The sequence below is a fragment of the Lysobacter auxotrophicus genome, from assembly GCF_027924565.1.
GTDB lineage: Bacteria > Pseudomonadota > Gammaproteobacteria > Xanthomonadales > Xanthomonadaceae > Lysobacter_J > Lysobacter_J auxotrophicus.
This window is the reverse complement of the sequence record NZ_AP027041.1, coordinates 2,496,755-2,519,180: the sequence shown is the minus strand read 5'-3', so window position 1 is coordinate 2,519,180 and position 22,426 is coordinate 2,496,755. Positions and strand designations below refer to the sequence as shown.

General features: G+C 68.0%; 27 protein-coding genes. 10 read left to right on the top strand and 17 right to left on the bottom strand.

The features are described from left to right. Positions 1-127: 127 nt before the first annotated feature. The 4 genes from LA521A_RS11315 to LA521A_RS11300 all read left to right on the top strand — a co-directional run bounded on the left by LA521A_RS11315 (position 128) and on the right by LA521A_RS11300 (position 4,184). Positions 128-757: a glutathione S-transferase family protein gene (locus LA521A_RS11315; RefSeq protein ID WP_281779006.1), complete on the top strand. Its 630-nt coding sequence runs from the start codon at positions 128-130 to the stop codon at positions 755-757. Next, positions 754-1,596, top strand: a complete 843-nt coding sequence (locus tag LA521A_RS11310; protein WP_281779005.1) for a hypothetical protein — start codon at positions 754-756, stop codon at positions 1,594-1,596. The genes LA521A_RS11315 and LA521A_RS11310 overlap by 4 nt, the downstream gene beginning before the upstream one ends. Before the next feature lie 312 nt (positions 1,597-1,908). Further along, complete coding sequence (locus LA521A_RS11305; protein WP_281779004.1) at positions 1,909-3,534, top strand: POT-type proton-dependent oligopeptide transporter; 1,626 nt, start codon at positions 1,909-1,911, stop codon at positions 3,532-3,534. Between the two features lie 41 nt (positions 3,535-3,575). After that, a complete protein-coding gene (locus tag LA521A_RS11300) occupies positions 3,576-4,184 on the top strand; it encodes a rhomboid family intramembrane serine protease (RefSeq protein WP_281779003.1) in 609 nt (202 codons plus the stop codon). Between the two features lie 39 nt (positions 4,185-4,223). Here the strand turns inward: LA521A_RS11300 and LA521A_RS11295 are convergent, their stop codons facing one another. Then, positions 4,224-4,406, bottom strand: coding sequence for a hypothetical protein (locus tag LA521A_RS11295; RefSeq protein ID WP_281779002.1), 183 nt, complete (start codon positions 4,404-4,406; stop codon positions 4,224-4,226). Positions 4,407-4,522: 116 nt separating this feature from the next. After that, positions 4,523-5,164, bottom strand: coding sequence for a hypothetical protein (locus LA521A_RS11290; protein WP_281779001.1), 642 nt, complete (start codon positions 5,162-5,164; stop codon positions 4,523-4,525). On the opposite strand from LA521A_RS11290, the gene LA521A_RS11285 reads away from it, so the two are divergent. The 5 genes from LA521A_RS11285 (at position 5,154) to cfa (ending at position 8,796) form a co-directional block, all read left to right on the top strand. Continuing rightward, the gene (locus LA521A_RS11285; protein WP_281779000.1) at positions 5,154-5,384 is read left to right on the top strand and encodes a hypothetical protein; all 231 of its coding nucleotides are present in this window, start codon (positions 5,154-5,156) and stop codon (positions 5,382-5,384) included. The two genes, LA521A_RS11290 and LA521A_RS11285, sit on opposite strands and share 11 nt — an antisense overlap. Positions 5,385-5,423: 39 nt before the next feature. Beyond that, the gene (locus LA521A_RS11280; protein ID WP_281778999.1) at positions 5,424-5,708 is read left to right on the top strand and encodes a GNAT family N-acetyltransferase; all 285 of its coding nucleotides are present in this window, start codon (positions 5,424-5,426) and stop codon (positions 5,706-5,708) included. Between the two features lie 175 nt (positions 5,709-5,883). After that, a complete protein-coding gene (locus tag LA521A_RS11275; RefSeq protein WP_281778998.1) occupies positions 5,884-6,603 on the top strand; it encodes a pseudouridine synthase in 720 nt (239 codons plus the stop codon). Between the two features lie 79 nt (positions 6,604-6,682). Further along, positions 6,683-7,567, top strand: a complete 885-nt coding sequence (locus LA521A_RS11270; protein ID WP_281778997.1) for a PdaC/RsiV family protein — start codon at positions 6,683-6,685, stop codon at positions 7,565-7,567. Between the two features lie 86 nt (positions 7,568-7,653). Beyond that, positions 7,654-8,796 carry a cyclopropane fatty acyl phospholipid synthase gene (gene cfa, locus LA521A_RS11265; protein ID WP_281778996.1) on the top strand — a complete coding sequence of 381 codons (1,143 nt, stop codon included), beginning with the start codon at positions 7,654-7,656 and terminating at the stop codon, positions 8,794-8,796. A 133-nt stretch (positions 8,797-8,929) separates the two neighbouring features. Here the strand turns inward: cfa and LA521A_RS11260 are convergent, their stop codons facing one another. The 15 genes from LA521A_RS11260 to asnS form a co-directional block, all read right to left on the bottom strand. Continuing rightward, complete coding sequence (locus tag LA521A_RS11260; protein WP_281778995.1) at positions 8,930-9,616, bottom strand: DUF2461 domain-containing protein; 687 nt, start codon at positions 9,614-9,616, stop codon at positions 8,930-8,932. 48 nt (positions 9,617-9,664) lie between these two features. Then, positions 9,665-11,107: an exodeoxyribonuclease I gene (gene sbcB, locus LA521A_RS11255; RefSeq protein WP_281778994.1), complete on the bottom strand. Its 1,443-nt coding sequence runs from the start codon at positions 11,105-11,107 to the stop codon at positions 9,665-9,667. Between the two features lies 1 nt (position 11,108). Next, positions 11,109-12,476, bottom strand: coding sequence for an FAD-dependent oxidoreductase (locus tag LA521A_RS11250; RefSeq protein WP_281778993.1), 1,368 nt, complete (start codon positions 12,474-12,476; stop codon positions 11,109-11,111). A 62-nt stretch (positions 12,477-12,538) separates the two neighbouring features. Next, the gene (kynU, locus tag LA521A_RS11245; protein ID WP_281778992.1) at positions 12,539-13,831 is read right to left on the bottom strand and encodes a kynureninase; all 1,293 of its coding nucleotides are present in this window, start codon (positions 13,829-13,831) and stop codon (positions 12,539-12,541) included. Positions 13,832-13,835: 4 nt separating this feature from the next. After that, complete coding sequence (locus LA521A_RS11240; RefSeq protein WP_281778991.1) at positions 13,836-14,204, bottom strand: 5-carboxymethyl-2-hydroxymuconate Delta-isomerase; 369 nt, start codon at positions 14,202-14,204, stop codon at positions 13,836-13,838. A 10-nt stretch (positions 14,205-14,214) separates the two neighbouring features. Beyond that, positions 14,215-15,225: an amidohydrolase family protein gene (locus tag LA521A_RS11235; protein WP_281778990.1), complete on the bottom strand. Its 1,011-nt coding sequence runs from the start codon at positions 15,223-15,225 to the stop codon at positions 14,215-14,217. Positions 15,226-15,241: 16 nt separating this feature from the next. After that, complete coding sequence (locus tag LA521A_RS11230; RefSeq protein ID WP_281778989.1) at positions 15,242-15,772, bottom strand: 3-hydroxyanthranilate 3,4-dioxygenase; 531 nt, start codon at positions 15,770-15,772, stop codon at positions 15,242-15,244. A gap of 2 nt (positions 15,773-15,774) precedes the next feature. Continuing rightward, positions 15,775-16,227: a RidA family protein gene (locus tag LA521A_RS11225; protein WP_281778988.1), complete on the bottom strand. Its 453-nt coding sequence runs from the start codon at positions 16,225-16,227 to the stop codon at positions 15,775-15,777. Continuing rightward, positions 16,224-16,907, bottom strand: coding sequence for a carbonate dehydratase (gene can, locus LA521A_RS11220; protein WP_281778987.1), 684 nt, complete (start codon positions 16,905-16,907; stop codon positions 16,224-16,226). The genes LA521A_RS11225 and can overlap by 4 nt, the downstream gene beginning before the upstream one ends. 4 nt (positions 16,908-16,911) lie before the next feature. Beyond that, complete coding sequence (locus LA521A_RS11215) at positions 16,912-18,336, bottom strand: aldehyde dehydrogenase (protein WP_281778986.1); 1,425 nt, start codon at positions 18,334-18,336, stop codon at positions 16,912-16,914. A gap of 70 nt (positions 18,337-18,406) precedes the next feature. Continuing rightward, on the bottom strand, positions 18,407-19,192 hold the full coding sequence (locus LA521A_RS11210; protein WP_281778985.1) for an SDR family oxidoreductase: 786 nt from the start codon (positions 19,190-19,192) through the stop codon (positions 18,407-18,409). 1 nt (position 19,193) lies between these two features. Next, positions 19,194-19,829 carry an FMN-binding negative transcriptional regulator gene (locus tag LA521A_RS11205; RefSeq protein WP_281778984.1) on the bottom strand — a complete coding sequence of 212 codons (636 nt, stop codon included), beginning with the start codon at positions 19,827-19,829 and terminating at the stop codon, positions 19,194-19,196. Positions 19,830-19,838: 9 nt separating this feature from the next. Further along, positions 19,839-20,147: a hypothetical protein gene (locus LA521A_RS11200; protein WP_281778983.1), complete on the bottom strand. Its 309-nt coding sequence runs from the start codon at positions 20,145-20,147 to the stop codon at positions 19,839-19,841. Then, positions 20,144-20,449: a hypothetical protein gene (locus LA521A_RS11195; protein ID WP_281778982.1), complete on the bottom strand. Its 306-nt coding sequence runs from the start codon at positions 20,447-20,449 to the stop codon at positions 20,144-20,146. Before LA521A_RS11195 ends, LA521A_RS11200 begins: the two co-directional genes overlap by 4 nt. A gap of 93 nt (positions 20,450-20,542) precedes the next feature. Further along, positions 20,543-21,937: an asparagine--tRNA ligase gene (gene asnS, locus LA521A_RS11190; RefSeq protein WP_281778981.1), complete on the bottom strand. Its 1,395-nt coding sequence runs from the start codon at positions 21,935-21,937 to the stop codon at positions 20,543-20,545. Between the two features lie 118 nt (positions 21,938-22,055). On the opposite strand from asnS, the gene LA521A_RS11185 reads away from it, so the two are divergent. Beyond that, positions 22,056-22,394, top strand: a complete 339-nt coding sequence (locus tag LA521A_RS11185; RefSeq protein WP_281778980.1) for a HesB/IscA family protein — start codon at positions 22,056-22,058, stop codon at positions 22,392-22,394. Positions 22,395-22,426 lie beyond the last annotated feature (32 nt).

The window sequence follows — 22,426 nt, the reverse complement described above, 5'->3', positions numbered from 1 at the left end:
CCGCGCGGGTGGACGCGGCGCGAAAAGGCGGTGATGGGCGCGCGTCGTGGGAGATGCCGTGACGTTTCGCCCACTTCCCCGCGTGAGCGTCATGCGATCATTCGCGCTCATTCCGGGGGAATGCCGCATGTACCGTCTTTACTACTCGCCGGGGGCGGCGAGTCTGGTCGTCCATTGGCTGCTCATCGAGCTGGACGTCCCGCACGAACTGGCGCTGGTCGACACCAAGGCCGGCCAGCAGAAAAGCGCGGAATACCTCGCGCTCAACCCCAATGGCGTGGTGCCGACGCTGGTCGTCGACGGCCAACCGCTGTACGAAGCCGCCGCGCTGGTGCTGCACCTGGCCGATCGCCATCCGCAGGCGGGATTCGCGCCGTCGCTGGACGATGCGAAGCGCGGCGAGTACCTGCAGTGGATGCTCAACATCGCCAACACGCTGCAGTCGCCGCTGCGGCTGTGGTGGTATCCGCAGGACATCGACGCCGAACATCCCGACCGCGTGCTCGACGGCGCGCGCCGCCGCATCGAGGCGACGTGGGACCGGCTCGACGCGCATCTGGCCGCGAACGGCCCGTACCTGCTCGGCGATCGCCTGAGCGCGGCCGACTTCTACCTGACCATGCTCATGCGCTGGACGCGCAACATGCCGCGTCCGGGCCACACGTGGCCGCACCTGGCGGCGCTGGCCGAGCGCATGAAGGCGCGGCCGTCGTTCCGCACGCTGTACGAACGCGAGGGGCTGACCGAATGGGCATGACGCTGAAGGCCGCCGCGCGCGTGGCGCTTGCGACGACGTGCGTGGCCGGGGCGCTGTTCGCCACCGGCTGCAAGGAAGCGCAGGACATCCGCGAGGAAATGGGCTGGGCGCAGCAGCGCGAAGCGCCGCCCCCGCCGCCGGTGGTGAGCCTGGACGATCGCTGGGTTCCGGCCGATGCCGCCGTCGCCGATACCACGCAGGCGCAATGGTCGTCGCGCTGGTGGCAATGGGCGGGCCGGTTCGACGGCAAGGCGCCGTACCAGGATCGCGACGGCAGCCGCTGCGCGATGCACCAGGACGGCCCGGTGTGGTTCCTCGCCGGCACGGACGGTTCCTTCGACGCGGTGCGCAGCTGCACGATCCCGGCCGACCGGCACCTGTTCGTCCCGCTCATCGCGTGGGCCGTCGCGGCCGGCGACGTCGGTCAGACGCAGGCGCTTTCGTGCACGCAGAAGCAGCAGCGCGCGGCCAATTTCGCCGACCACGTCTACACCGGGCTGGTGCTGCTCGACGGCCGCCCGATCGGCCAGTACCAGCGCATGCGCGCGGCCGGCGGTTCGTGCTTCACGGTGACCGCCGGCGATGCCGCCGTCGCCACCGACGGCTACTGGCTGATGCTCAAGCCGCTGCCGCCGGGCCAGCACACGCTGGCGATCGCCGCGGGCTACCGCGAAGGTCCGCGCCAGACGATGCAGAACTTCCAGTACACGCTGGAGGTGCAGGCGGCCGACGCGTCGCCGGGTGCGGATGCGTCCGCTGTCGCGGCGGAGGACTCGGATACCGCCAGCTTGGACGACGCGGCCGATCTCGCCGACGACACGGGCGGCGCGGCGCAGTAGCCACGCGACCGGTCGATCACCGGCGTTCGTAGCCCGGGTAAGCGAAGCGCACCCGGGGTCCGCGCGCCTTCCCGGGTGCGCTGCGCTTACCCGGGCTACAAGCGCTACGAAAGCGCCGCGTCGACCACACGACCCGCGCCTGTCCGCATCCCGCCCGCCCCAGCACTTCGCTTGCCGCGGGGCCCTTGCTACTCTCCGGGGAGCGGCGGAGTGTGAACTCCGCCTGTTTTTTGCCCGTCGCCCTGAACCACGCGGCGGGCCGTCCCGCCCGGCGAATGGATTCGCGGCGACCACGAGACCAGGCAGAACCGGATGACGATTCCCGCGACCGCAGCCCCGGCCGGAAGCAGCGCCAAGCTTCCGCGCCAGATTCCCTACATCATCGGCAACGAAGGCTGCGAGCGCTTCAGTTTCTACGGGATGCGCAACATCCTGGTGCAGTTCCTCGCTTCCAGCGCGCTGCTGGCCTACCTGCCCGCGGAAGAACGCGGCGACATGGCCAAGGAGGTGTTCCACACCTTCGTCATCGGCGTGTATTTCTTCCCGCTGCTGGGCGGCTGGCTGGCCGACCGCTTCTTCGGCAAGTACCGCACGGTGCTGTGGTTCTCGCTGATCTACTGCGCCGGCCACGCGTGCCTGGCGCTGTTCGAGCACCATCGCACGGGCTTCTACACCGGCCTGTTCCTGATCGCGCTGGGCTCGGGCGGCATCAAGCCGCTGGTGGTGTCCTTCGTCGGCGACCAGTTCGACCAGACCAACAAGCACCTCGCGCGCAAGGTGTTCGACGGCTTCTACTGGATCATCAACTTCGGCAGCTTCTTCGCGTCGCTGCTGATGCCGATCTTCCTGCGCGAATACGGGCCGGCGGTGGCGTTCGGCATCCCGGGCGCGCTGATGTTCATCGCGACGTTCATCTTCTGGCTCGGCCGCAAGCAGTACGTCAACGTGCCGCCGCCGGCGTCGGATCCGGACTCCTTCCTGCACGTCGCCCGCACCGCGCTGTTCGCGCCCGGGCCGGGGCGCGCGGGCTTCCTGGTCGCGATGGGCGGCTTCGCGCTGGCGCTCGGCCTGCTGCTGGGCTGGGCGGTGCACGCCACCGTCGGGTTGTCGTGGTGGCCGGAATCGTTCGGCTTCGTCATCTCCGCGTGCCTTGCGCTGGGCGCGATCATCGCCTTCGGCGGCATCGGCACCTCGATGCAGCTGGACCGGGCGCGGGGCGCGCATCCGGACGCCGCGGTCGATGGCGTGCGCGCCGTGCTGCGCATCCTGATCGTCTTCGCGCTGACCACGCCGTTCTGGTCGCTGTTCGACCAGAAGGCTTCCACGTGGGTGCTGCAGGGCAACCAGATGGCCATGCCGCACGACGCCTGGTGGTGGCCGAGCTGGCTGGTGCGCGACGCCGCGCAGATGCAGGCGCTGAACCCCGCGCTGGTGATGCTGCTGATCCCGTTCAACAACCTCGTGCTGTATCCGGCGCTCAAGCGCATGGGCTTCGAACCCACCGCGCTGCGGCGCATGGGCGCGGGCATCGCGTTTTCCGGCGTCGCGTGGGTGATCGCCGGCGCGTTGCAGCTGTACATCGACGGCGGCGATCCGGTGTCGCTGGCGTGGCAGATCCTGCCGTACGCGCTGCTGACCTTCGGCGAGGTGCTGGTCTCGGCGACCGCGCTGGAGTTCGCCTACAGCCAGGCGCCGCAGGCGATGAAGGGCGTGATCATGGCGTTCTGGTACCTCGCCAGCACGTTCGGCAGCCTGTGGGTGCTGCTGACCAACGCGGGCGTGCGCAACGACTACGTCACCTCGCACATCGGCGCGACGGGCCTGAGCGAGAACGCCTTCCTGATGTTCTTCTTCGCCGGATTCGCCTTCGTCGCGGCCGCGGCCTTCGCGCTGTACGCGCGCCGCTACCCGATGCAGGACAACTACCGTCACGCCTGATCGCCCATCATGGCGCCGGCCTGGAACTGGAACCCCACTGAATGCTGACCTTTGCCCTGATCGCCGTGACCGTGCTGGTGTCCTGGCTCGCCTTCGAGCGGCCGGCGCTGCTGGACCGCCTGATCCTGTGGCCGCCGGCGATCGACCGGAAGAAGCAGTACGACCGCCTGCTCACGCACGGCTTCGTGCATGCCGACTGGTCGCACCTGCTGTTCAACATGATCACGCTGTACTTCTTCGGCCGGCAGATCGAAGAGGTGATGGGCAAGCTGATCGGGCCGCTGGGCTTCGTGCTGTTCTACCTGTCGGCGATCGTGATCGCGATCCTGCCGACGTACCTGCGCCACCGGCACGACGCGCATTACCGCAGCCTGGGCGCGTCCGGTGCGGTGTCGGCGGTGCTGTTCGCCTTCATCCTGCTCTCGCCGTGGTCGCTGATCATCGTGTTCTTCCTGCCGATGCCGGCCATCCTGTACGCGGTGGCGTACGTGGCGTATTCGATCTGGATGGACAAGCGCGGCGGCGACAACATCAACCACAGCGCGCACCTGTCGGGCGCGCTGTACGGCGTGTTGTTCATGCTGCTGATGGAGCCGCGCATCGGCACGTACTTCCTGCAGCGCCTGATGAGCCCCTCGTTCGGGGGCTGATGCGGTTCGTCGAGCGGGGCATGGCGCCCCGCGGTGCGGTCAGGCCGCGACGAGCGCGGTGTCCGCCTCGGCGTCGCCGTAGGTCTGGAGCAGGCGCGAATAGACTTCCGCGTCGATCTGCGCCGTTTCCACGGTGTGGCGGTCGGTGCGGGCCAGTTCGTACAGGCGGGACATCAGGGCGTCGTCGCTCAGGTGGTCGAGCGTCAAGTGATGCAGGGTCATGGTGTCCTCCTCGGCGTACGAAGCGCTTCCCCAAGCGCATTTCCGGTACTGGATCACGCAGATTCCGTGCCACACGTTCGCATGCGGCTTCCGCCATCGCGATGTGACGCGCCCTGTCAGTTCCGGTCGCCGCGCGTTCGGAATGCCTGACGCAGCGGGTCGGCACTCACCCCGCATGAATGCAGCCCGTGATATGCCGGAATCCCCCCCCGTTGAGCCAGGAGTCCAGGCATGGCGATGAGGAAGGCCGGCAAGAAGACCACGGCCCGCAAGGCGGCCGGAAAGAAGGCGGCGAAGAAGGCCGCAGGCAGGACCGCCGCGAAGAAGACCAGCGCACGCAAGGCCACCGCCAAGTCGGCGAAGAAGGCCGCGGGCAAGACCGCCACGACCGCACGCAAGGCTGCGACGAAGAAGGCCGCCCCGGGCAGGACCGCATCGAAGAAGACGGCCTCGAAGAAGACGGCTTCCAGGAAGACGGCATCGAAGAAGGTCGCGACGAAGAAGACCGCCGCGAAGAAGACCACTGCGAAGAAAGCTTCGACCCGAAAGGTCGCCGCCAGCAAGTCGGCCTTGAAGAAGACGTCGGCCCGCAAGTCCACCGCGAGCCAGGCCGCCAGCGCCCGCAAGTCCACGACGACCCGCAGCGCCGCATCGCCGCGCACGTCGCCCGCGAAGGAAACCACCGCCCGCAAGGCGCCGCGACGTCGCACCGCCGAAAGCAGACCGCAGATCACGCCCGAGCAGGCATTGGCGAACACGCACGAGCTGCTCGCCGCCAAGCAGGAGCGCGACCACCAGCCGCCGGCGTGGCAGCAGTTCGAAGCCAACCACGGGCATGGCGGCGCGCCCGGCGCGATGTCCGACAGCGCCGCCGAAAAGGCCAAGGAGCTGCACAACGCCGAGATACGCCTGGAGGGCAACCAGGGCCACATCAGCAGCCAGGACCGCCGCAACCAGGGCAAGCGCGATGCGCGCTGACCGCGGCACGATCCTGATTCCTCCCCACCGGACCCGCGCATGACCACGCACCAGATCGAGCACGACCCCGCCTCGGGCGTCTTCACCACCACCGTCGACGGCGAGGTCGCGCTGCTCGAATACCGCCGCGAGGGCGACCTGCTGGTGATCACCCATACCGGCGTGCCGGATGCGATCGCCGGGCGCGGCATCGCCGGGCAACTGGTGCGCGAGGCCTTCGAATACGCCAAGGCGCAGGGATGGCACATCCGACCGCGCTGCGCGTATGCGGCGGCCTGGGCGGAACGTCATCCGGAGTACAACCAGCTGCTGGACCTGGGCTAGCTAGCGGCCGGAAGCGGCGGTTCCGTGGCGGCAGGCGCCGATCCAGACAGCCCGCCACGGCTCGCCGCTCTTCCGGCCCTTTTGATGATCGAGCCCCCGCGTCAGGGTGCGCGCGGGGCCAAGGTGTGACAGCATTCGCGCCCCGTCCCCCGACACCCGCGCCGCACCGGCGCCAATGCGCATGCGCCTGAACAAGCACATCAGCGACACCGGCTTCTGCTCGCGCCGCGAGGCCGACGGCCTCATCGCCGAAGGCCGCGTCACGGTCAACGGCATGCGCGCGCGCGTGGGCGCCGAAGTCGGCGAGGGCGACGAGGTCCTCGTCGACGGCCAGCCGCTGAAGGTTCGCGCGGTCGCCAAGAACAAGCGCCAGCACGTCTACATCGCGCTCAACAAGCCGGTGGGCGTGACCTGCACGACCGAGTCCACGGTCAAGGGCAACATCGTCGATTTCGTCGGCCACGAGCGGCGCATCTTCCCGATCGGCCGCCTGGACAAGGATTCCGAAGGCCTGATCCTGCTCACCAGCAACGGCGACATCGTCAACGAGATCCTGCGCGCCGAGAACAAGCTGGAGAAGGAATACCTGGTCGCGGTGAACCACGCGGTGACCGACGAGTTCCTGCGCGGCATGGCGCGCGGCGTCCCGGTGCACGGCCAGACGACGCTGCCGTGCAAGACGGGACGGCTGAACAAGTTCGGTTTCCGCATCGTGCTGGTGCAGGGCCTGAACCGTCAGATCCGCCTGATGGCCGCGCATTTCGGCTTCCGCGTGAAGCAGCTGCTGCGCGTGCGCATCGGCAACGTGAAGCTGGGGCACCTGAAGCCCGGCCAGTGGCGCAACCTCACCGAGGCCGAACTGCGTGGCCTGCTGCCGCAGCGCGACAGCTGGTAAGCGCCGCGCGGACAGCGTCGATCCGGGCATCACGCCTGCGCCGCTACCCTGCTGCGCATGACAAGGGATTGCCCATGACATGAAGCGATTGCTCCTGCTGTGCGCTCTGGCCGCGGCGCTGCCCGCGTGCAAGCGAGAACCCGAACCCGTTGCTCCCGTCGCCACGCCCGGCGCCCCGACGACCGCCGCCGGCGATACGACGATCGTCGCGCCCGCGCAGGTGAAGCTGGAAGACGTGTCCGAATCCACCTCGGACTACATCATCGGCATCAGCTACCAGGTGCCCGCCGAGCAGTACCCCGGCCTCGCAGCGGAACTGAAGAAATACGCCGACGCGGCGCGCAACGACCTGATCGAAGCGGCGAAGGCGCGCAACCAGCCCGGCGGCGCGACCAGCGCGCCGTACGACCTGTCGCTGAGCTTCACCGAGCTGATGCACACGCCCGACGTGGTCGCCGTCGCCGCCGACGGCAGCAGTTACACCGGCGGCGCGCACGGTGCGCCGCTGATCGCGCGCTTCGTCTGGCTGCCGAAACAGAACCGTCTGCTCACCGCGCAGCAGCTGATTCCGGCCGGAACCGGCTGGACGGCCATTTCCGACTACGTGCGCGAGCAGCTCCACGCCGCGCTTTCGCAGCGCGTGGATGCCGACGACCTGCCGGCCGCCGAACGCGCCGAGGTGGTGAAGAACGCCTCGAAGATGATCGACGACGGCACGCAGCCGGACCCGTCGGATTTCGCGCTGTTCGAGCCGGTGGCCGCGCCGGACGGGCGTCTGTCCGGCCTGCGTTTCGTCTTCGCCCCCTACCAGGTCGGCCCGTATTCGGACGGCACGCAGACCGTGGAAGTGCCCGTCGACGTGCTCCTGCCGCACCTGGCGCCGGAGTACCGGTCGCTGTTCGCCACGGCGCCGGCCGCGCCGACCGACGCGCCCGCCGCCAATCCCCCCGCACCGGCGGGCTAGGGCGGGCGCGCCCCGGGCGCGTTAGGATCGAAACGTCCCCGCCGCGCGGCGGTCGGGGACGCGTCGTCCATCCCGCCGGAGCCGCCATGTCCGCATTGCGCAGTCGGGTCGAGCAGTTACTGTCGTTGGCCGATGTCCGCCTGGACGGCGACCGGCCGTGGGACCTCCACGTCGAGGACGAGCGCTTCCACGCGCGCGTGCTCTCGCAGGGCTCGCTCGGATTGGGCGAGTCGTACATGGACGGCTGGTGGCGCGTGCCGTCGCTGGACGGAATGCTCTACCGCATGCTCACGGCCGACCTCGACCAGAAGGTGCGCGGCATCGGCCTTGCCGTCGACGCGCTGCGTGCGCGCCTGACCAACCTGCAGAGCCGCCGTCGCAGTTTCCAGGTCGGCGAACGCCACTACGACCTCGGCAACGACCTGTATCGCGCCATGCTCGGCAAGCGGCTGGTCTACAGCTGCGCGTACTGGCGCGATCGCGACGGGCAACTGCTCGACCACCTCGACGACGCGCAGGAAGCCAAGCTCGACCTGGTCTGCCGCAAGCTCGGCCTGCAACCGGGCATGAAGGTGCTCGACATCGGTTGCGGCTGGGGCGAGGCGCTGAAGTTCGCGGCGGAGCGTTACGGCATTCGCGGCGTGGGCGTCACGGTCTCGCGCGAGCAGGCGGCGTATGCGCGCGAGCTGTGCAAGGGCTTGCCGATCGAGATTCGCCTGCAGGACTACCGCGCGCTGGGAACGGAGGGCTCGGGCGAACGCTTCGACCGTTCGTTCTCGCTGGGCATGTTCGAGCACGTCGGCGTGAAGAATTACCGCACGTACTTCGAAGTGGCGCAGCGCTGCCTCGTCGATGACGGCCTGTTCCTGCTGCACACCATCGGCACCAACCGCTCGGTGCGCCACACCGATCCGTGGATCGGCAAGTACATCTTCCCGAACTCGATGCTGCCGTCGGCGGCGCAGATCGCGCAGGCGAGCGAGGGGCTGTTCGTGCTGGAGGACTGGCACAACTTCGGCGCCGACTACGACCGCACCCTGCAGGCATGGCGCGCGAACGTGGAGCGCGCCTGGCCGCAGCTGGATGCCCGCTACGACGAGCGCTTCCGCCGCATGTGGCGCTTCTACCTGTCCGCGTCGATGGCGACCTTCCGCAGCCGGCATTCGCAGCTGTGGCAGCTGGTGCTGTCGCCGAAGGGCGTTCCGGGCGGATATGTGGCGCCGAGGTAGTCGTTGACGTCATCCCCGCGAAGGCGGGGATCCAACGCTGGCTGCATCACGCCTTCGGGCAGCCTTGATGCACCGGACACATGGATTCCCGCCTTCGCGGGAATGACGGCAGACGTGCGAAGCGCTGACGGCGTCAGAACTCCAGATCCAACGCCGCGCACAGGTAATCGACGAACTTCGCCATCCCGTTGAGGTCGGTTTCCAGCGTCTTGAGCAGGCGCGGGCCGATCATCGTCGCGTCGTCGATCACCCGGTACGCGACGAAGTTCTTGCGCTTGAGGTCGTCGGCGAACTCGAAATCGTCCGGGAACCCGCGCGGCATGCGCGTGAGCATCTCGTCCTCGTCCAGGTCGAATCGGCGGCGGAACTTCGCGTCGTGCGCCGCGGCCTTCCAGCTGCCGGGGTTGTCGAGGATGAAGTGGCGCACGCGCCGCAGCGTATCGGGCTGCGGATGCCACAGGCCCGCGCCGACGAAGCAGTTGCCCGGCTGGATCTGCACGTAGAACGACGGCGCCTCGATCTGGCGACCGCGCTCGTGGAAGAGCCGCGCGCCCTGCCACGTCTTGTAGGGCGTCTTGTCGTTGGCGAAACGCGTGTCGCGCTGGATGCGGAACAGCGACCCGCCCATGCCCTTGGGTTCGGCCCGGTAATGCGGGCTCACGCCGGCGAGCACGGGCTGCAGGTCGGTCAGCAGCCGCTGGAACGGCTCGCGCACGTGCGTGTCGTACTCGGGCTTGTGCGCCTGGAACCAGGTGCGGTCGTTGTGGCGCGCGATGCCGCGCAGGAACTTGAAGCTTGCTTCGCTGAAGTAGGTGGCCATGACGCGCAGGTGTCCGGGACTCCGTCCAATCTGGGGCGCGGGACGGCGTTATTCCAGCCCTGCCGCGATATCTCGGCCCCAGCTTTCCAGTTGATCGAGCAATACCTGCTTGTGCGTGTCCTGCGCGTGGAGGGCCCGGAGCATGCCGATCTCCTCCGCATAGCGCGCGAAGCTGTACTCGGACGCGCCGGATTCGTCGTACAGGCGCCAGCGACGGTAGTCGTTCCAGCGCCCCCATTCCCCGGCATCGAGCGTCTCCGGCCAGTTGCGCGCGCGGTAGCGGAACAGCATTTCCGGCAGGCGCGCGTCGCGGAACGCGAACTCCGCCAGTCGCAGCGATTCCGGCGGCGTCGTGCGCACCTGCGGAAACAGGGGCTTGTCGCCGTCGCCGATGAAGCCGTCGTAGAGCGAGGCATCCACGTCGCTCGCCACGCGTTCGCGTTCGACCGCGAACACCTGCCGCACTTTTTCCACCAGTTCCGGTCCGGCCTCGCGGATGCGGGCGGCGCGTTCCTCCGCGAGCACCGGGTCGATGCACAGGCGGTCGAAGTCGGGCCCACGCAGGTGGTCCCACGACACGAGGGCAGGGCAGCGGTTGGTGTGCACTTCCTTCAGTGCGATGCGCGATTCGCCTTCGGGCAGGTCGTTCGCGCGCACATACAGGCGCTCGGCAATGCCCTGCGCGCTCAGTCGCAGCAACGCTTCGGGATCCTGTTCCAGGTCGAACACGATCACCCGGCTGTCGATGCGCGGATGGCGCGCGACCGGCAGCACCGGCGCCGCGCACAGCCGGCTCGCCGGGAAACGCTGCGAAACGTGCAGCACCGGCTTCATCGCGATGACGTCGAGCAGGCTGGCCGCGTACCGCTTGTCGCGCAGTCGCAGGGCATAGTCCCACAGGCGCGGCTGCGCTTGTTTGAGCTTGCGCGCCAGGCCGATCAACGCACGCACGTCCGACAGCGCTTCGTGCGCGTCGCCGATGCGCACGCCATTGGCATCGGCGAGGTGTTCCAGCTTGAACGACGTCGCGCCGTCCTCGCGCGTGGGCCACACGAGCCCGCCGGGCCGGATCGCATGCGCCAGGCGCAGCACGTCCAGCAGGTCCCAGCGCGAATTGCCGCCGCGCCACTCGCGCTCGTACGCATCGAAGAAGTTGCGGAACAGGCCGTGGCGCACGAACTCGTCGTCGAAGCGCAGCGAGTTGTAGCCGAGCGAGCAGGTTTCCGGTCGCGCCATTTCCTCGAAGATCAGCGCGAACGCCGCCGCTTCGCTCATGCCTTCGCGCAGCGCGTGCTGCGGCGTGATGCCGGTGACCATCGTCGCGCCGGGCGAGGGCAGCAGGTCGTCGGCGGGACGCACGAAGACGCTGATCGGCGTCTCGACCTGGTTCAGATCGCAATCGGTGCGGATCGCGGCGAACTGCGCGATGCGGGTCGTGCGCGGGTCGGCGCCGAAGGTTTCCAGATCGTAGAAGAGAAAACTGCCTGCCACGTCACGCGTCCACGGGCAGCGGCGACAGGCGTTCGCGCACGGCCGCGTCCACCACGTTCCAGTCGAGCGTATCCAGCGACGCATGGCCGCGCGTGAGCTCCACCAGCAGTTCGCGCTGCTGGCGTCCACGCTCGAACGCGGTCGCGTACGGGATGCGGTGGAACGTCACCATCGCGTAGCGCGGCATGAAGCGGTCTGGATGGCGCTGCGCCAGTTCGCGTTCGAGCGCGCGCTGCAGCAGGTAATCGTCGTCGTCGACGCGGTCGCGCATTTCCAGGTAGTTCTCCAGCGCCATCTGCTGGATCGCGCGCGCATTGGGGAGGCGATCGGCCTGGAATGCGGCGAATGCGGCGGCGCGGTCGTGCGTGGCGTCGAGATGTTCGGCGAGCGCCACGCAATCCTCGAACGCGCAGTTCATGCCCTGGCCGTGGAACGGCACCATCGCGTGGGCCGCATCGCCGAGCAGCACGGCGCGGCCGTCCAGATGCCAGCGATCCAGGTAGAGCGTGGCGAGGATGCCGGCCGGGTTGCGCTCGAAGTCCTCTTCCAGCTGCGGAATCAGCGGCAGCGCGTCGGCGAAGTCGCGCTCGAACAACGCGCGCGCATCGTGGCCGGTGCGCACCGTCGCGAAGCTCGGATCGCCTTCGTTGGGCAGGAACAGCGTGACGGTGAAGGTGCGTTCGTCGTTGGGCAGCGCGATGCACATGTAGCGGCCCCGTGGCCAGATGTGCAACGCGTTGGGCTCGATGCTGAAGCTGCCGTCGCGCGCGGGCGGGATCTCCAGTTCCTTGTACGAATGCCCGAGCGATTCGGTGCGCTCGCCCAGCTCGACGTGCATTGTCATCGCCGCGCGCAATGCCGAGCCGGCGCCATCGGCGCCGACCAGCGATTCGAACGCGGCCTGGTGCGTGCTGCCATCGCGCGGGTCGGTGAAGGTCGCGATGCGCGCGTCGAAATCCACCGCGGACAGGCCGCGATCGAAGTGCAGCCGCGCGCCGGCACGTTCGGCGATGTCGAGCAGCACGACGTTCAACTCGCCGCGATGCACCGACCAGATCACCTCGCTGTCGTCGCGCCCGTAGCGTTGCAGGTCGGTGCGCCCGTCGAGGAAGTGCACCATGCGCCCGCGCATCATCACCGCATGCTTCATGACCGCGTCGTCCGCGCCCGCAAGGCGCAGCGCGTGGCGGCCGCGTTCGGCCAGCGCGAGGTTGATCGACCGCCCACCGCCGTAACCCTGCACGCGCGGATCGCCGCGCTTCTCGTACACGTCGACACGCCAGCCGCGCTGCACGAGCAACGTGGCGAGCACGGCGCCGGCAAGGCCTGCGCCGATGAGGGTGATGTGGCGGTCGTTGGTCTTCGTCACGTCGTCATTCTTCCTGCTGTCATCCCCGCGAAGGCGGGTCCATGCGTTGGCGCGCAATACCGTCACGCGTCATCCCGCCACGCCTCCACCGCCCGCACGAACCGCAGCACATCCGCGTGCGTGTTGTAGAGCGGCGCCGGCGAGATGCGGATGACGTCGGGTTCGCGCCAGTCGCCCAGCACGCCCTTCGTCGCGATGTAGTCGAACAGTGCGCGCCCGGCGTCGCGGCCGGTGAGACCGCGGCCGCCGATCACACGCAGCGACAGCTGGCAGCCGCGTTGTGCGGGATCGGCCGGTGTGACGATCTGCAGCGTGCCGTTCAGGCGCTCGCGGATCAGCGCTTCAAGGTAGCCGGTGAGCAGCAGCGACTTCGCACGCAGCGCCGGCATGCCCGCCGCATCGAACAGCTCCAGCGATGCGCGCAGCGGCGCCATGCCGAGGATCGGCGGGTTGCTCAGCTGCCAACCTTCCGCGCCGGGAGTCGGCACGAAATGCGGGCCCATGCGGAAGCGCGACCCCTGCTCATGACCCCACCAGCCCGCGAAACGCGGGCGATCGGTGTGCGCATGGCGTTCGTGCACGAAGCAGCCAGCAACCGCGCCCGGGCCGCTGTTGACGTACTTGTAGTGGCACCACACTGCGAAATCCACGCCGCTGTCGTGCAGCGCGAGTTCGAGATTGCCCACGGCATGCGCGAGATCGAAGCCGCAGACCGCGCCGTGCTCGTGCGCGAGTTTCGCGATGCGCGGCAGGTCGAACGCCTGGCCGGTGCGGTATTGCACGCCGGGCCACAGCACCAGCGCGACGCGCGCGCCGTGCGTCGCGATGGCACGCTCGATCGCTTCCATCGACGTCGTGCCGTCCTCGCGGTCGGGCTGCACTTCGATCAGGTCCGTCGACGGATCGAAACCGTGGAAGCGGATCTGCGACTCGACGGCGTACCGGTCCGATGGAAACGCGCCGGCTTCGACGAGGATCGCCGGCCGCTCGCGCGTGGGGCGGTAGAAGCTCACCATCATGAAGTGCAGGTTGGCCGTGAGCGTGTTCATCGCCACGACTTCCAGCGGCTTGGCGCCGACGAGCCGTGCGAGGGATTCACGCACGAGTTCGTGGTACGGCATCCACTGCGCCTGGCCGGTGAAGTGGCCTTCGACGGCCTCGTGCGCCCACTTGTCGAGGACTTCCTCGACATGCGCGCGCGCGCCACGCGGCTGCAACCCGAGCGAATTGCCGACGAAGTACGCCTGGTCGGCGCCATCGTGCTGGGGGATCAGGAACTGCGAACGCATCGCGCGCAGCGGGTCGGCGGCGTCCCGGGAGAGGGCGTACGAATCGGAATACAGGTTTTCGGTCATGGACTCAGGCGTTCGGCGCGTCGATCACGCGCTTGGTGTAGGTTCGCGCGTCGAGTTCGTCGACTTCGACGCACAACTGCGTGGAGGCGGATGCGTCCGGCAGCACGGAAGCGACCGCCGCGGCGATGAGTTCGGCGAACGCCTTCCGCGTGGCGTCGTCGCGTCCGGGCAGCACTTTCAGCTGCACGTGGATGAAGGCGCGTCCGGTGTCGGCGACGCCGATCCGGTAATCGTCCAGGCGAAGCGCGCGGCTCTTGATGGACGCCTCGTCGAAGTGTCCGCTGTCCACGAGCGCCTGGTTGATCGCACGCAACGCGAGGCCGGGGCTGAACTCGGCCAGGTTCACGGTGTACTGCAGCGTGACGTGCGGCATGCGTTTGTCCTCAGGCGAAGCGCGCCATCGAAAGTCCCAGCCATTCCAGCGCGGTGCCGTGGTACAGGCGCGCGCGTTCCTCGTCGGACAATTCCAGCGCGGCGATGCCGGCGCCGGGTTCCTGTTCGCCGAGCGGGAAGGGGTAGTCGGTGCCGAGCATCACGCGATCCACGCCGCAGGTATCGAGCAGGTATCGCAACGCGCGCGGATCGGCGACCCACGAATCGAAGAACAGCTGGTTGAGGTAGTCGCGTGGATTGCGCGGGTTGTCGGTCGCGACGAGGTCCGGCCGCATGTTGAAGCCGTGTTCGATGCGGCCGATCGTGTACGGGAAGCTGCCGCCGCCGTGCGCCATGCAGACCTTCAGGTTCGGCACGCGTTCGAGCACGCCACCAAAGATGAGGCAGCACGCAGCGCGCGATTGTTCGGCCGGCATGCCGACCAGCCACGGGAGCCAATATTTGGGCATCGTCGCCGCGCCCATCATGTCCCAGGGGTGCACGAGGATCGCCGCGCCGAGTTCGCCCGCCGCCTGGAAGAAGTCGAACAGCTCCGGCGCGTCGAGGTTCCAGTCGTTGATGTGGCTGCCGATCTGCACGCCCTGCAGGCCGAGCTGGTCCATGCAGCGTTCCAGTTCCTGGATCGCCAGCCGCGGCGATTGCAGCGGCACGGTGCCGATGCCGGCGTAATGGCGCGGGTACTCGCGGCAGGCTTCGGCCATGTGTTCGTTGAGCGCCTGGTGCAACTCCAGCGCGTGGTGCGGCTTGGCCCAGTAGCTGAACATCACCGGCACGGTGCTGATCACCTGCACCTGCACGCCGAAGCGCGCGTAATCGTCGATGCGTTCCTGCGGGTCCCAGGTCTTGGACCAGATCTCGCGGAAGAACTTGCCGTCCTTGTAGATGCGATGCCGCCCGTCTTCGGTGTGATGGATCACCGGGAAGCGGTCGTCGCCGTACTTGCGCGCCAGGTTGGGCCAGTCGCGCGGAAGGTAATGGGCGTGGGTGTCGATCTTGAGCATGCGCGAGGTTGCGTCCTCAGGTATCCGGCATCACGTATTTCGACGGCGCGGGGTTCAGGTGCCCGCATTCACGGCACGTGCGATGTTCGCGCGAGGCGTAGAAGCGGTCGAACACCGGCGGGAAGTCGGTCTCGATGTTGCGCAGCGGAAAGAACTCCTCGTACAGCTTGTCGTTGCAGCGTTCGCAGAACCACATCAGGCCGTCGAGTTCTTCCGGGCGGCGGCGTCGCTCGATCACCAGCCCGATGGATTCGGGCATGCGCTGCGGCGAATGCGGCACGCGCGGCGGCAACAGGAAGATCTCGCCGGCCTTGATGGGGATGTCGCGCGCTTTCCCGTCTTCCTGGATGCGCAGGATCATCTCGCCTTCGAGCTGGTAGAACCACTCCGCGCCTTCGTCGAAGTGATAGTCGGTGCGCTGGTTCGGGCCGCCGACGACCATCACGATGAAATCGCCGGCGTAGATCACCTTGTTGCCCACCGGCGGCTTGAGCAGGTGGCGGTGTTCCTCGATCCAGGCCTGCAGGTTCAGCGGGGCGGGAAGCATGGTCACTCCGATGCTCCAGGGGCAGACGGCGTACCGCGCACGACGGCGATGCACTTGAGCTCGATCGCGATCTGCGTCGGCAGCTCGGTGATGCCCAGCGTCGTGCGGCACGGCGCGGTGTCGATGTCGGGGAAATACTCGGCCCAAACGGCGTTGTAGGTCTTGAAGTCGCGCGCCAGGTCGGTGAGGTAGACGGTGACGTCGGCCAGGTCTTCCCAGCGGGCGCCGCTGGCTTCGAGCACGGTGCGGACATTCGCGAACACCGAGCGCGTCTGTGCATCGATGTCGTAGCTGATCAGCCGGCCTTCGGCATCGTGCACATTGCCGACGATCGCGTTGCTGTGCGGATCGCGCGGGCCGATGCCCGAGAGGAACAACAGGTCGCCCACGCGACGTGCGTGCGGGTACTGGCCGACGGGCTTGGGCGCGGCGCTGGCGCGGATGACGTCGCTCATCGCGGCGAGTCCCCGCCGGCATCGTTCACGCGTGCGACGGCCGCCTGGTAGAGCGTGTCGAGCTTCTCGTACGAATCCACGTTGATGCCCATGTCGTGCACCAGGCCGTTGCGCAGGCTGTAAACCCAGCCGTGCACGGACAATTCCTGCCCGCGCGTCCACGCGTCGCGCACGATGGTGGTCATGCACACGTTCTGCACCTGCTCGATGACGTTGAGCTCGCACAGGCGGTCGTGGCGCTCGTTTTCCTGCGCGTGGTGGATGCAGCCGCCGTGCTTTTCGGCGACGTCGGACACATGGCGCAACCAGTTGTCGGCGAGGCCGACACGCGTGCCGTGCAGCGCTGCATGCACGCCGCCGCAACCGTAGTGGCCGACGACGAGGATGCGCTTGACCTTCAGCACGTCCACCGCGAACTGGATCACGGAGAGGCAGTTCAGGTCGGTATGCACCACCACGTTGGCGATGTTGCGGTGGACGAACACCTCGCCCGGCGCCATGTCGATGATCTGGTTCGCCGGAACGCGCGAATCGGAGCAGCCGATCCACAGGTATTCGGGCGCCTGCTGCAGCGACAGGCGCTGGAAGAATCCGGGATCCTCGCGCTGGATCCGTTCGGACCATTCGCGGTTCTTTTCGAGCAGTTCGGACAGCGGGTTCGTCGTGGGTGTTGTCGTCATCGTGCTAATCCAGTTGCAGGCCGACGTTCTTGGCGTCGGTGAAGAACCGCATGGCCTCGAAACCGCCTTCGCGGCCGAGGCCGGACGCGCCCGAGCCGCCGAACGGCGTGCGCAGGTCGCGTTGCAGCCACGTGTTGATCCAGACCATGCCGGCGCGCAGCTGCGCGGCGAGTCGATGCGCGCGGCGAAGGTCGCGCGTCCACACCGATGCGGCCAGCCCGTACTCGCCGGCGTTGGCGAGCGCGAGCGCGTGCGTGTCGGTGTCGAACGGTTGCAAGGTCACGACGGGGCCGAAGATTTCCTCGCGATTGCTCGCGCAATCGGGCCCGAGGTTCTCGATGACGGTCGGCGCGACGAACCAGCCGGGGCGATCGAGCACGGTACCGCCGCACAGCACCTTGCCGCCTTCGTCGCGCGCACGCTGCAGCGCGTTCACGACCTTGTCGAAGTGTGCGCGCGAAACAAGCGGGCCGAGCTGGTTGTCCTCGTCGATCGGGTCGCCCACGCGCAACTGCTGCGCGCGTTCGACCAGCGCGTCGCGGAATTCGGTGTAGATGCCGCGCTCGACCAGCACGCGCGAACCGCACAGGCAGATCTGTCCGGAATTCTGGAACGCCGAACGCACCAGCGTGTCGAGGTGGTCGCGCCAGTCGCTGTCGGCGAAGACGAGCGTGGGGTTCTTGCCGCCGAGTTCCAGCGACATCTTCTTCAGCAGCGGCCCCGCGATCCCGGCGATGCGGCGGCCGACGGCCGTGCTGCCGGTGAAGGAAATCGCCTTCACGCGCGCATCGGTGACCAGCGGCTCGCCGACGTCGGGTCCCAGGCCGTGCACGATGTTGAGCACGCCTTTGGGAAAGCAGATCTGGGCTGCGAGTTCGCCGAGCATCGTGGCGGTTACCGGCGTGACTTCCGACGGTTTGGCGACCACGGTGTTGCCGGCGGCGAGCGCGGGCGCGATCTTCCAGGTGAACAGGTACAGCGGCAGATTCCACGGCGAAATCGTGCCGACCACGCCCAGCGGCTGGCGCAGCGTGTAGTTCAGGCCGGCCTGGCCGTGGTGCGATTCGCTCGCGAACTGCGTCGCCGCATGCGCGAAGAAGCGCAGGTTGCTGATCGCGCGCGGGATCTCCGCCTCGCGCGCGAGCTTGATGGGTTTGCCGCCGTCGCGCGATTCGGCGTGCGCGAAGTCGTCGAGCCTGGCTTCCAGTGCGTCGGCGAGCTTCTCGAGCCAACGGGCGCGTTCGGTGTGGGGCAGGGCGGACCAGGCGGGGAAAGCGTCTTCGGCGGCGCTGATGGCGGCGTCCACGTCGGCGGCATCGCCGAGCGCGACCTCCGCGTACGCCTTGCCGTTCGCCGGATCGAATACCTCGCCCCACCGGCCCGATGCCGGCTCGCGTGGTTCACCGGCAATGAAGTGGCGAAGGCGCATGGGGCTAGCTTAACAGTGGGGGTGCGACGTGCTGATCAGTATGGTGGCTGTGCGAGGCGCCTCGCGGGCCTCACAGCGACCGCGTTCGCCCGCCATCCACCGGCAGGTTCACGCCGGTGATGTACGAGGCGGCCGGCGAACACAGGAAAGCGATCGCCGCGGCGGTTTCCTCCGGGCGCGCGAAGCGGCGCATCGGGATTTCCGACACCATCTTCTCGAACACCTCGTCGCGGCTGCGGCCGGTCTTCGCCGAGGTGTTGTCGATGATCTGCTCGATGCGCGGGGTCTCGGTCGAACCGGGCAGCACGTTGTTGACCGTGATGCCCTTGGGCGCCAGTTCCGTCGCCAGCGTCTTGGCCCAGCTCGCCACCGCCCAGCGCGTGGTGTTGGACACGCCCAGGCCCTGCAACGGCTCCTTCACCGACGTCGAGATGACATTGACGATGCGGCCGTAACCATCGCGCTCCATGCCCGGCACGACCGTTTCGGCCAGCACGTGATTGGCGATGAGGTGCTGGCGGTAGGCGGCTTCGAAGGCGGCGATCTGCGCGCCGTGCACCGGGCCGGGCGGCGGGCCGCCGGTGTTGTTGACCAGCACGTGCACCGGCGTGGCGGATACCAGCGCCTGCACTTTCGCGCGCAACGCATCGGTGTCGGCGCTGTCGACGGCGATCCATCCGTGTGCCTGGCCCTTGTCGGTGGCGAGCGTGCCGACGAGTTCGCGAAGGCGTTCCTCGCGCCGAGCCAACAGGGTCACGTTGGCGCCGAGGTCCGCCAGCGCGCGTGCCGCCGCGAGGCCGATGCCCTGGCTGGCGCCGCAGACCAGCGCGTGCTTTCCGGTGAGGTCGAGGTCCACGTCAGTCTCCGTTGCGTTCGAGGGTCATGCGCTCGCGCATCAGCGCGGCGGTCTCGCGGCTGGCGTCGCGCGCTTGCGCTTCCAGCTGCGAGGCCACGGATTCGCGATTGACCATGGGATGGTTCTGGCTGAGCTTGAACTTCAGCGCGATGTCGTCGGCGACGAAGCGGAAACCGACGATGCCGCGCAGCTGGCGGCGGTGGTCGTCGCGCTCGAATTCGAAACGCCAGTCGCTGCCGACGGCCGCTTCGTTCTCGATGCTCAAGCCGTCGACGACGTCGGCGAGCGCGCGCTCATCGTCGAAGGTCGTCAGGGTTCCCTGCAGGTGCGCGATCGCGTAATTCCACGTCGGCACGCGCGCGGCTTCTTCCTTGTCGGGATACCAGCCCGGCGACACGTAGGCGTGCGGGCCGTGGAAGATCGCCAGCGCGGGGCCGGCATGCGTCGCCTGCGGATTGGGGCGCGCCCAGTGGCCGATCAGTTCGACGTCGTTCCCGTGGCGTCGATACAGCACGGGGAGGTGGCTGACGGTGGGCTCGCCGTCGCGCACCGTGACCAGGGTGATGAAGCGGTCGCGTTGCGCCAACCGGTCCAGCGCTTCGAGATCGTGTTCGGCGAAGGCGCGGGGCAGGTACATGGCGGTCCGTCAGTGGCGCGAGGGAAGTTGCTGGACCATCTGCGGGCGCAGCACGTCGAGGCTTTCGCCGCTGGGCGGCATGAGTTCATCCAGCACGAAGCCGCGATTGCGCGCGTCGTCGTCGTCGAGGCCGTCCAGCGCGACGAACTCCGCGTCCATCAATGCCGCGCGGGCGCTGTCCTCGCTGTCGTACGGCTGGCTGATGCCATCGCTGTCGAGCACTTCGGCGGTGCCGGCTTCCAGCACGCGCAGGCGCGCCCAGATCAGCGTGCGGCCGATCGTCGCGATCCACCACTGGTCGTTGACGTTGTCGTTCATCCGATCACCACCGCGAGGATCCAGAGCAGGGCGGCGCAGACCAGGCCGCCGATGATGGTCAGCAGCGAGATCCGCGCAGGAGTCGCCAGACCGTTGAGGTTGCCGTCGTTCGCCGACAGATACCCGCGACGCAGCAGCCAGCCCCACGCCGAAGGCCGCGCGAACGCACCATCGCCCAGCTGCGACTGCAACTGCGGATGGCGGTCGCGGATGTGCACCAGCGACAGCGGCCAGAAGATCACGAACGCGCAGAAGCCGGCGATGGCGATGGCGACGAAGAGCAGGGAGAAGAAAAGGATCATGGACTGCCGTGATTCGTGATTCGTAATTCGCGATTCGAAAGGCGGGGTGTGCGGTTACGAATGCGCCATCCGGATCGCGAATCACCGTTTCGATCAGAACTCCGCATGCCCCGGCGCACGCGGGTACGGGATCGCGTCGCGGATGTTGGAAAGGCCGCACACGTAGACCACCAGGCGTTCGAAACCCAGGCCAAAACCGGCGTGCGGCACCGTGCCGTAGCGCCGGAAATCGCGGTACCAGCCGTAGTGCGCCGGATCCAGGCCGAACTGCGCCATGCGCGCGTCGAGCATGTCCAGGCGCTCTTCGCGCTGGCTGCCGCCGATGATCTCGCCGATGCCCGGCGCCAGCACGTCCATCGCGGCGACGGTCTTGCCGTCGTCGTTCAGGCGCATGTAGAAGGCCTTGATGTGCTCGGGGTAGTTGGTGACCACGACGGGGCGGCCGACGTGCTCTTCCGTAAGCCAGCGCTCGTGCTCGGTCTGCAGGTCCAGGCCCCATTCGACCGGGAAGTCGAACTTCCTGTCCGCCTTCTGCAGCAGCTTGATCGCGTCGGTGTATTCGATGCGCTCGAACGGCGCGTTGACGAACGACTCCAGGCGCGTGATCGCGTCCTTCTGCACGCGTTCGGCGATGAAGGCCATGTCGTCCCCGCGCTCGGCAAGCACGGCGCGGAACATGTACTTGAGGAATTCCTCGGCCACGCGCGCGTCCTCGGCGAGGTCGGCGAACGCGATTTCCGGCTCGATCATCCAGAACTCGGCCAGGTGGCGCGTGGTGTTGCTGTTCTCGGCGCGGAAGGTCGGACCGAAGGTGTAGACCTTGCTCAGCGACAGCGCGTAGGCCTCGACGTTGAGCTGGCCCGACACGGTCAGGAAGGTTTCCTTGCCGAAGAAGTCGCGGCTGAAGTCGATGTCGCCCTTCTCGTCGCGCGGCAGGTTCGCCATGTCCAGCGTGGACACGCGGAACATCTGGCCGGCGCCCTCGGCGTCGGAGGTCGTCACGATCGGCGTGGAGATCCAGTAGAAGCCGTTCTCGTGGAAGTAGCGGTGCGCGGCCTTGGCCAGGCAGTCGCGGATGCGCGTGACGGCGCCGAACAGGTTGGTGCGCGGGCGCAGGTGGGCGACTTCGCGCAGGAATTCCGGCGTCATCGGCTTGGGCTGGATCGGGTAGGTCAGCGGGTCCTCGACCCAGCCGACCACTTCCACCGCGCTGGCCTGGATCTCGAACGACTGGCCCTTGCCCTGCGAGGCGACGAGGGTGCCGGTGGCGATCACCGCGCAGCTGGTGGTGAGGCGCTTGACCTCGTCGAAATTGGCCAGGCTGTCGTTCGCAACGACCTGGATCGGCGCGAAGCACGACCCATCGGTCACGTGGATGAAGGCGAGCCCGGCCGTGCCGCGCACCGTGCGCACCCAGCCACGGACCGTGACTTCGCCACCCGCCGGGATCTTGCCCGCGAGCGCCTGTTCGACGCTGACCACCGTCATGCCTTGAATCCTTGCCGCTTCGGGCCAATGTGGGGAAAGGCCGGAGTTTACCGAACGTCCGGCATCGCGTCGCTATAATCCCTTGTCGTAACTCATTGATGTCAGCCCGGAGTTGTCCATGGCCGTCACCCTTGCCCCCGCCGCCCTCGAGCGCGTCCAGCGCTATCTCGTCGAATCCCCCGACGCGATCGGCCTGCGCTTCGGCGTGACCCGCACGGGGTGTTCGGGCTGGCAGTACAAGGCCGATCTGGCGCGCTCGCAGGGCGCCGACGACACGATTTTCGAGCAGGAAGGCGTGCGCATTTATGTCGACGCGCTCAGCCTGCCGCTGGTGGACGGCACCCAGATCGACCTGGTGAAGCAGCGCCTGGGCGAGCAGTTCCTCTTCCGCAACCCGAACGTTACCGCCGAATGCGGCTGCGGCGAGAGCTTCACGACCAAGGCCGACGCGGCCTGATCGCACATCGCGGGCCGCCGGACGCAGCGTTC

Excerpts from the sequence above, each read along its gene's own strand:
- LA521A_RS11235 (WP_281778990.1), bottom strand. The coding sequence starts at position 15,225 with ATGCTCAAGATCGACACCCACGCCCATTACCTTCCGCGCGACTGGCCC.
- LA521A_RS11195 (WP_281778982.1), bottom strand. The coding sequence starts at position 20,449 with ATGATCCTTTTCTTCTCCCTGCTCTTCGTCGCCATCGCCATCGCCGGC.
- LA521A_RS11310 (WP_281779005.1), top strand. The coding sequence starts at position 754 with ATGACGCTGAAGGCCGCCGCGCGCGTGGCGCTTGCGACGACGTGCGTG.
- LA521A_RS11240 (WP_281778991.1), bottom strand. The coding sequence starts at position 14,204 with ATGCCGCACGTCACGCTGCAGTACACCGTGAACCTGGCCGAGTTCAGC.
- LA521A_RS11300 (WP_281779003.1), top strand. The coding sequence starts at position 3,576 with ATGCTGACCTTTGCCCTGATCGCCGTGACCGTGCTGGTGTCCTGGCTC.
- LA521A_RS11315 (WP_281779006.1), top strand. The coding sequence starts at position 128 with ATGTACCGTCTTTACTACTCGCCGGGGGCGGCGAGTCTGGTCGTCCAT.
- LA521A_RS11275 (WP_281778998.1), top strand. The coding sequence starts at position 5,884 with ATGCGCATGCGCCTGAACAAGCACATCAGCGACACCGGCTTCTGCTCG.
- can (WP_281778987.1), bottom strand. The coding sequence starts at position 16,907 with ATGACGACAACACCCACGACGAACCCGCTGTCCGAACTGCTCGAAAAG.
- asnS (WP_281778981.1), bottom strand. The coding sequence starts at position 21,937 with ATGACGGTGGTCAGCGTCGAACAGGCGCTCGCGGGCAAGATCCCGGCG.
- LA521A_RS11185 (WP_281778980.1), top strand. The coding sequence starts at position 22,056 with ATGGCCGTCACCCTTGCCCCCGCCGCCCTCGAGCGCGTCCAGCGCTAT.
- LA521A_RS11295 (WP_281779002.1), bottom strand. The coding sequence starts at position 4,406 with ATGACCCTGCATCACTTGACGCTCGACCACCTGAGCGACGACGCCCTG.
- LA521A_RS11200 (WP_281778983.1), bottom strand. The coding sequence starts at position 20,147 with ATGAACGACAACGTCAACGACCAGTGGTGGATCGCGACGATCGGCCGC.
- LA521A_RS11270 (WP_281778997.1), top strand. The coding sequence starts at position 6,683 with ATGAAGCGATTGCTCCTGCTGTGCGCTCTGGCCGCGGCGCTGCCCGCG.
- LA521A_RS11305 (WP_281779004.1), top strand. The coding sequence starts at position 1,909 with ATGACGATTCCCGCGACCGCAGCCCCGGCCGGAAGCAGCGCCAAGCTT.
- kynU (WP_281778992.1), bottom strand. The coding sequence starts at position 13,831 with ATGACCGAAAACCTGTATTCCGATTCGTACGCCCTCTCCCGGGACGCC.
- LA521A_RS11260 (WP_281778995.1), bottom strand. The coding sequence starts at position 9,616 with ATGGCCACCTACTTCAGCGAAGCAAGCTTCAAGTTCCTGCGCGGCATC.
- LA521A_RS11230 (WP_281778989.1), bottom strand. The coding sequence starts at position 15,772 with ATGCTTCCCGCCCCGCTGAACCTGCAGGCCTGGATCGAGGAACACCGC.
- cfa (WP_281778996.1), top strand. The coding sequence starts at position 7,654 with ATGTCCGCATTGCGCAGTCGGGTCGAGCAGTTACTGTCGTTGGCCGAT.
- LA521A_RS11280 (WP_281778999.1), top strand. The coding sequence starts at position 5,424 with ATGACCACGCACCAGATCGAGCACGACCCCGCCTCGGGCGTCTTCACC.
- LA521A_RS11225 (WP_281778988.1), bottom strand. The coding sequence starts at position 16,227 with ATGAGCGACGTCATCCGCGCCAGCGCCGCGCCCAAGCCCGTCGGCCAG.
- LA521A_RS11205 (WP_281778984.1), bottom strand. The coding sequence starts at position 19,829 with ATGTACCTGCCCCGCGCCTTCGCCGAACACGATCTCGAAGCGCTGGAC.
- LA521A_RS11215 (WP_281778986.1), bottom strand. The coding sequence starts at position 18,336 with ATGCGCCTTCGCCACTTCATTGCCGGTGAACCACGCGAGCCGGCATCG.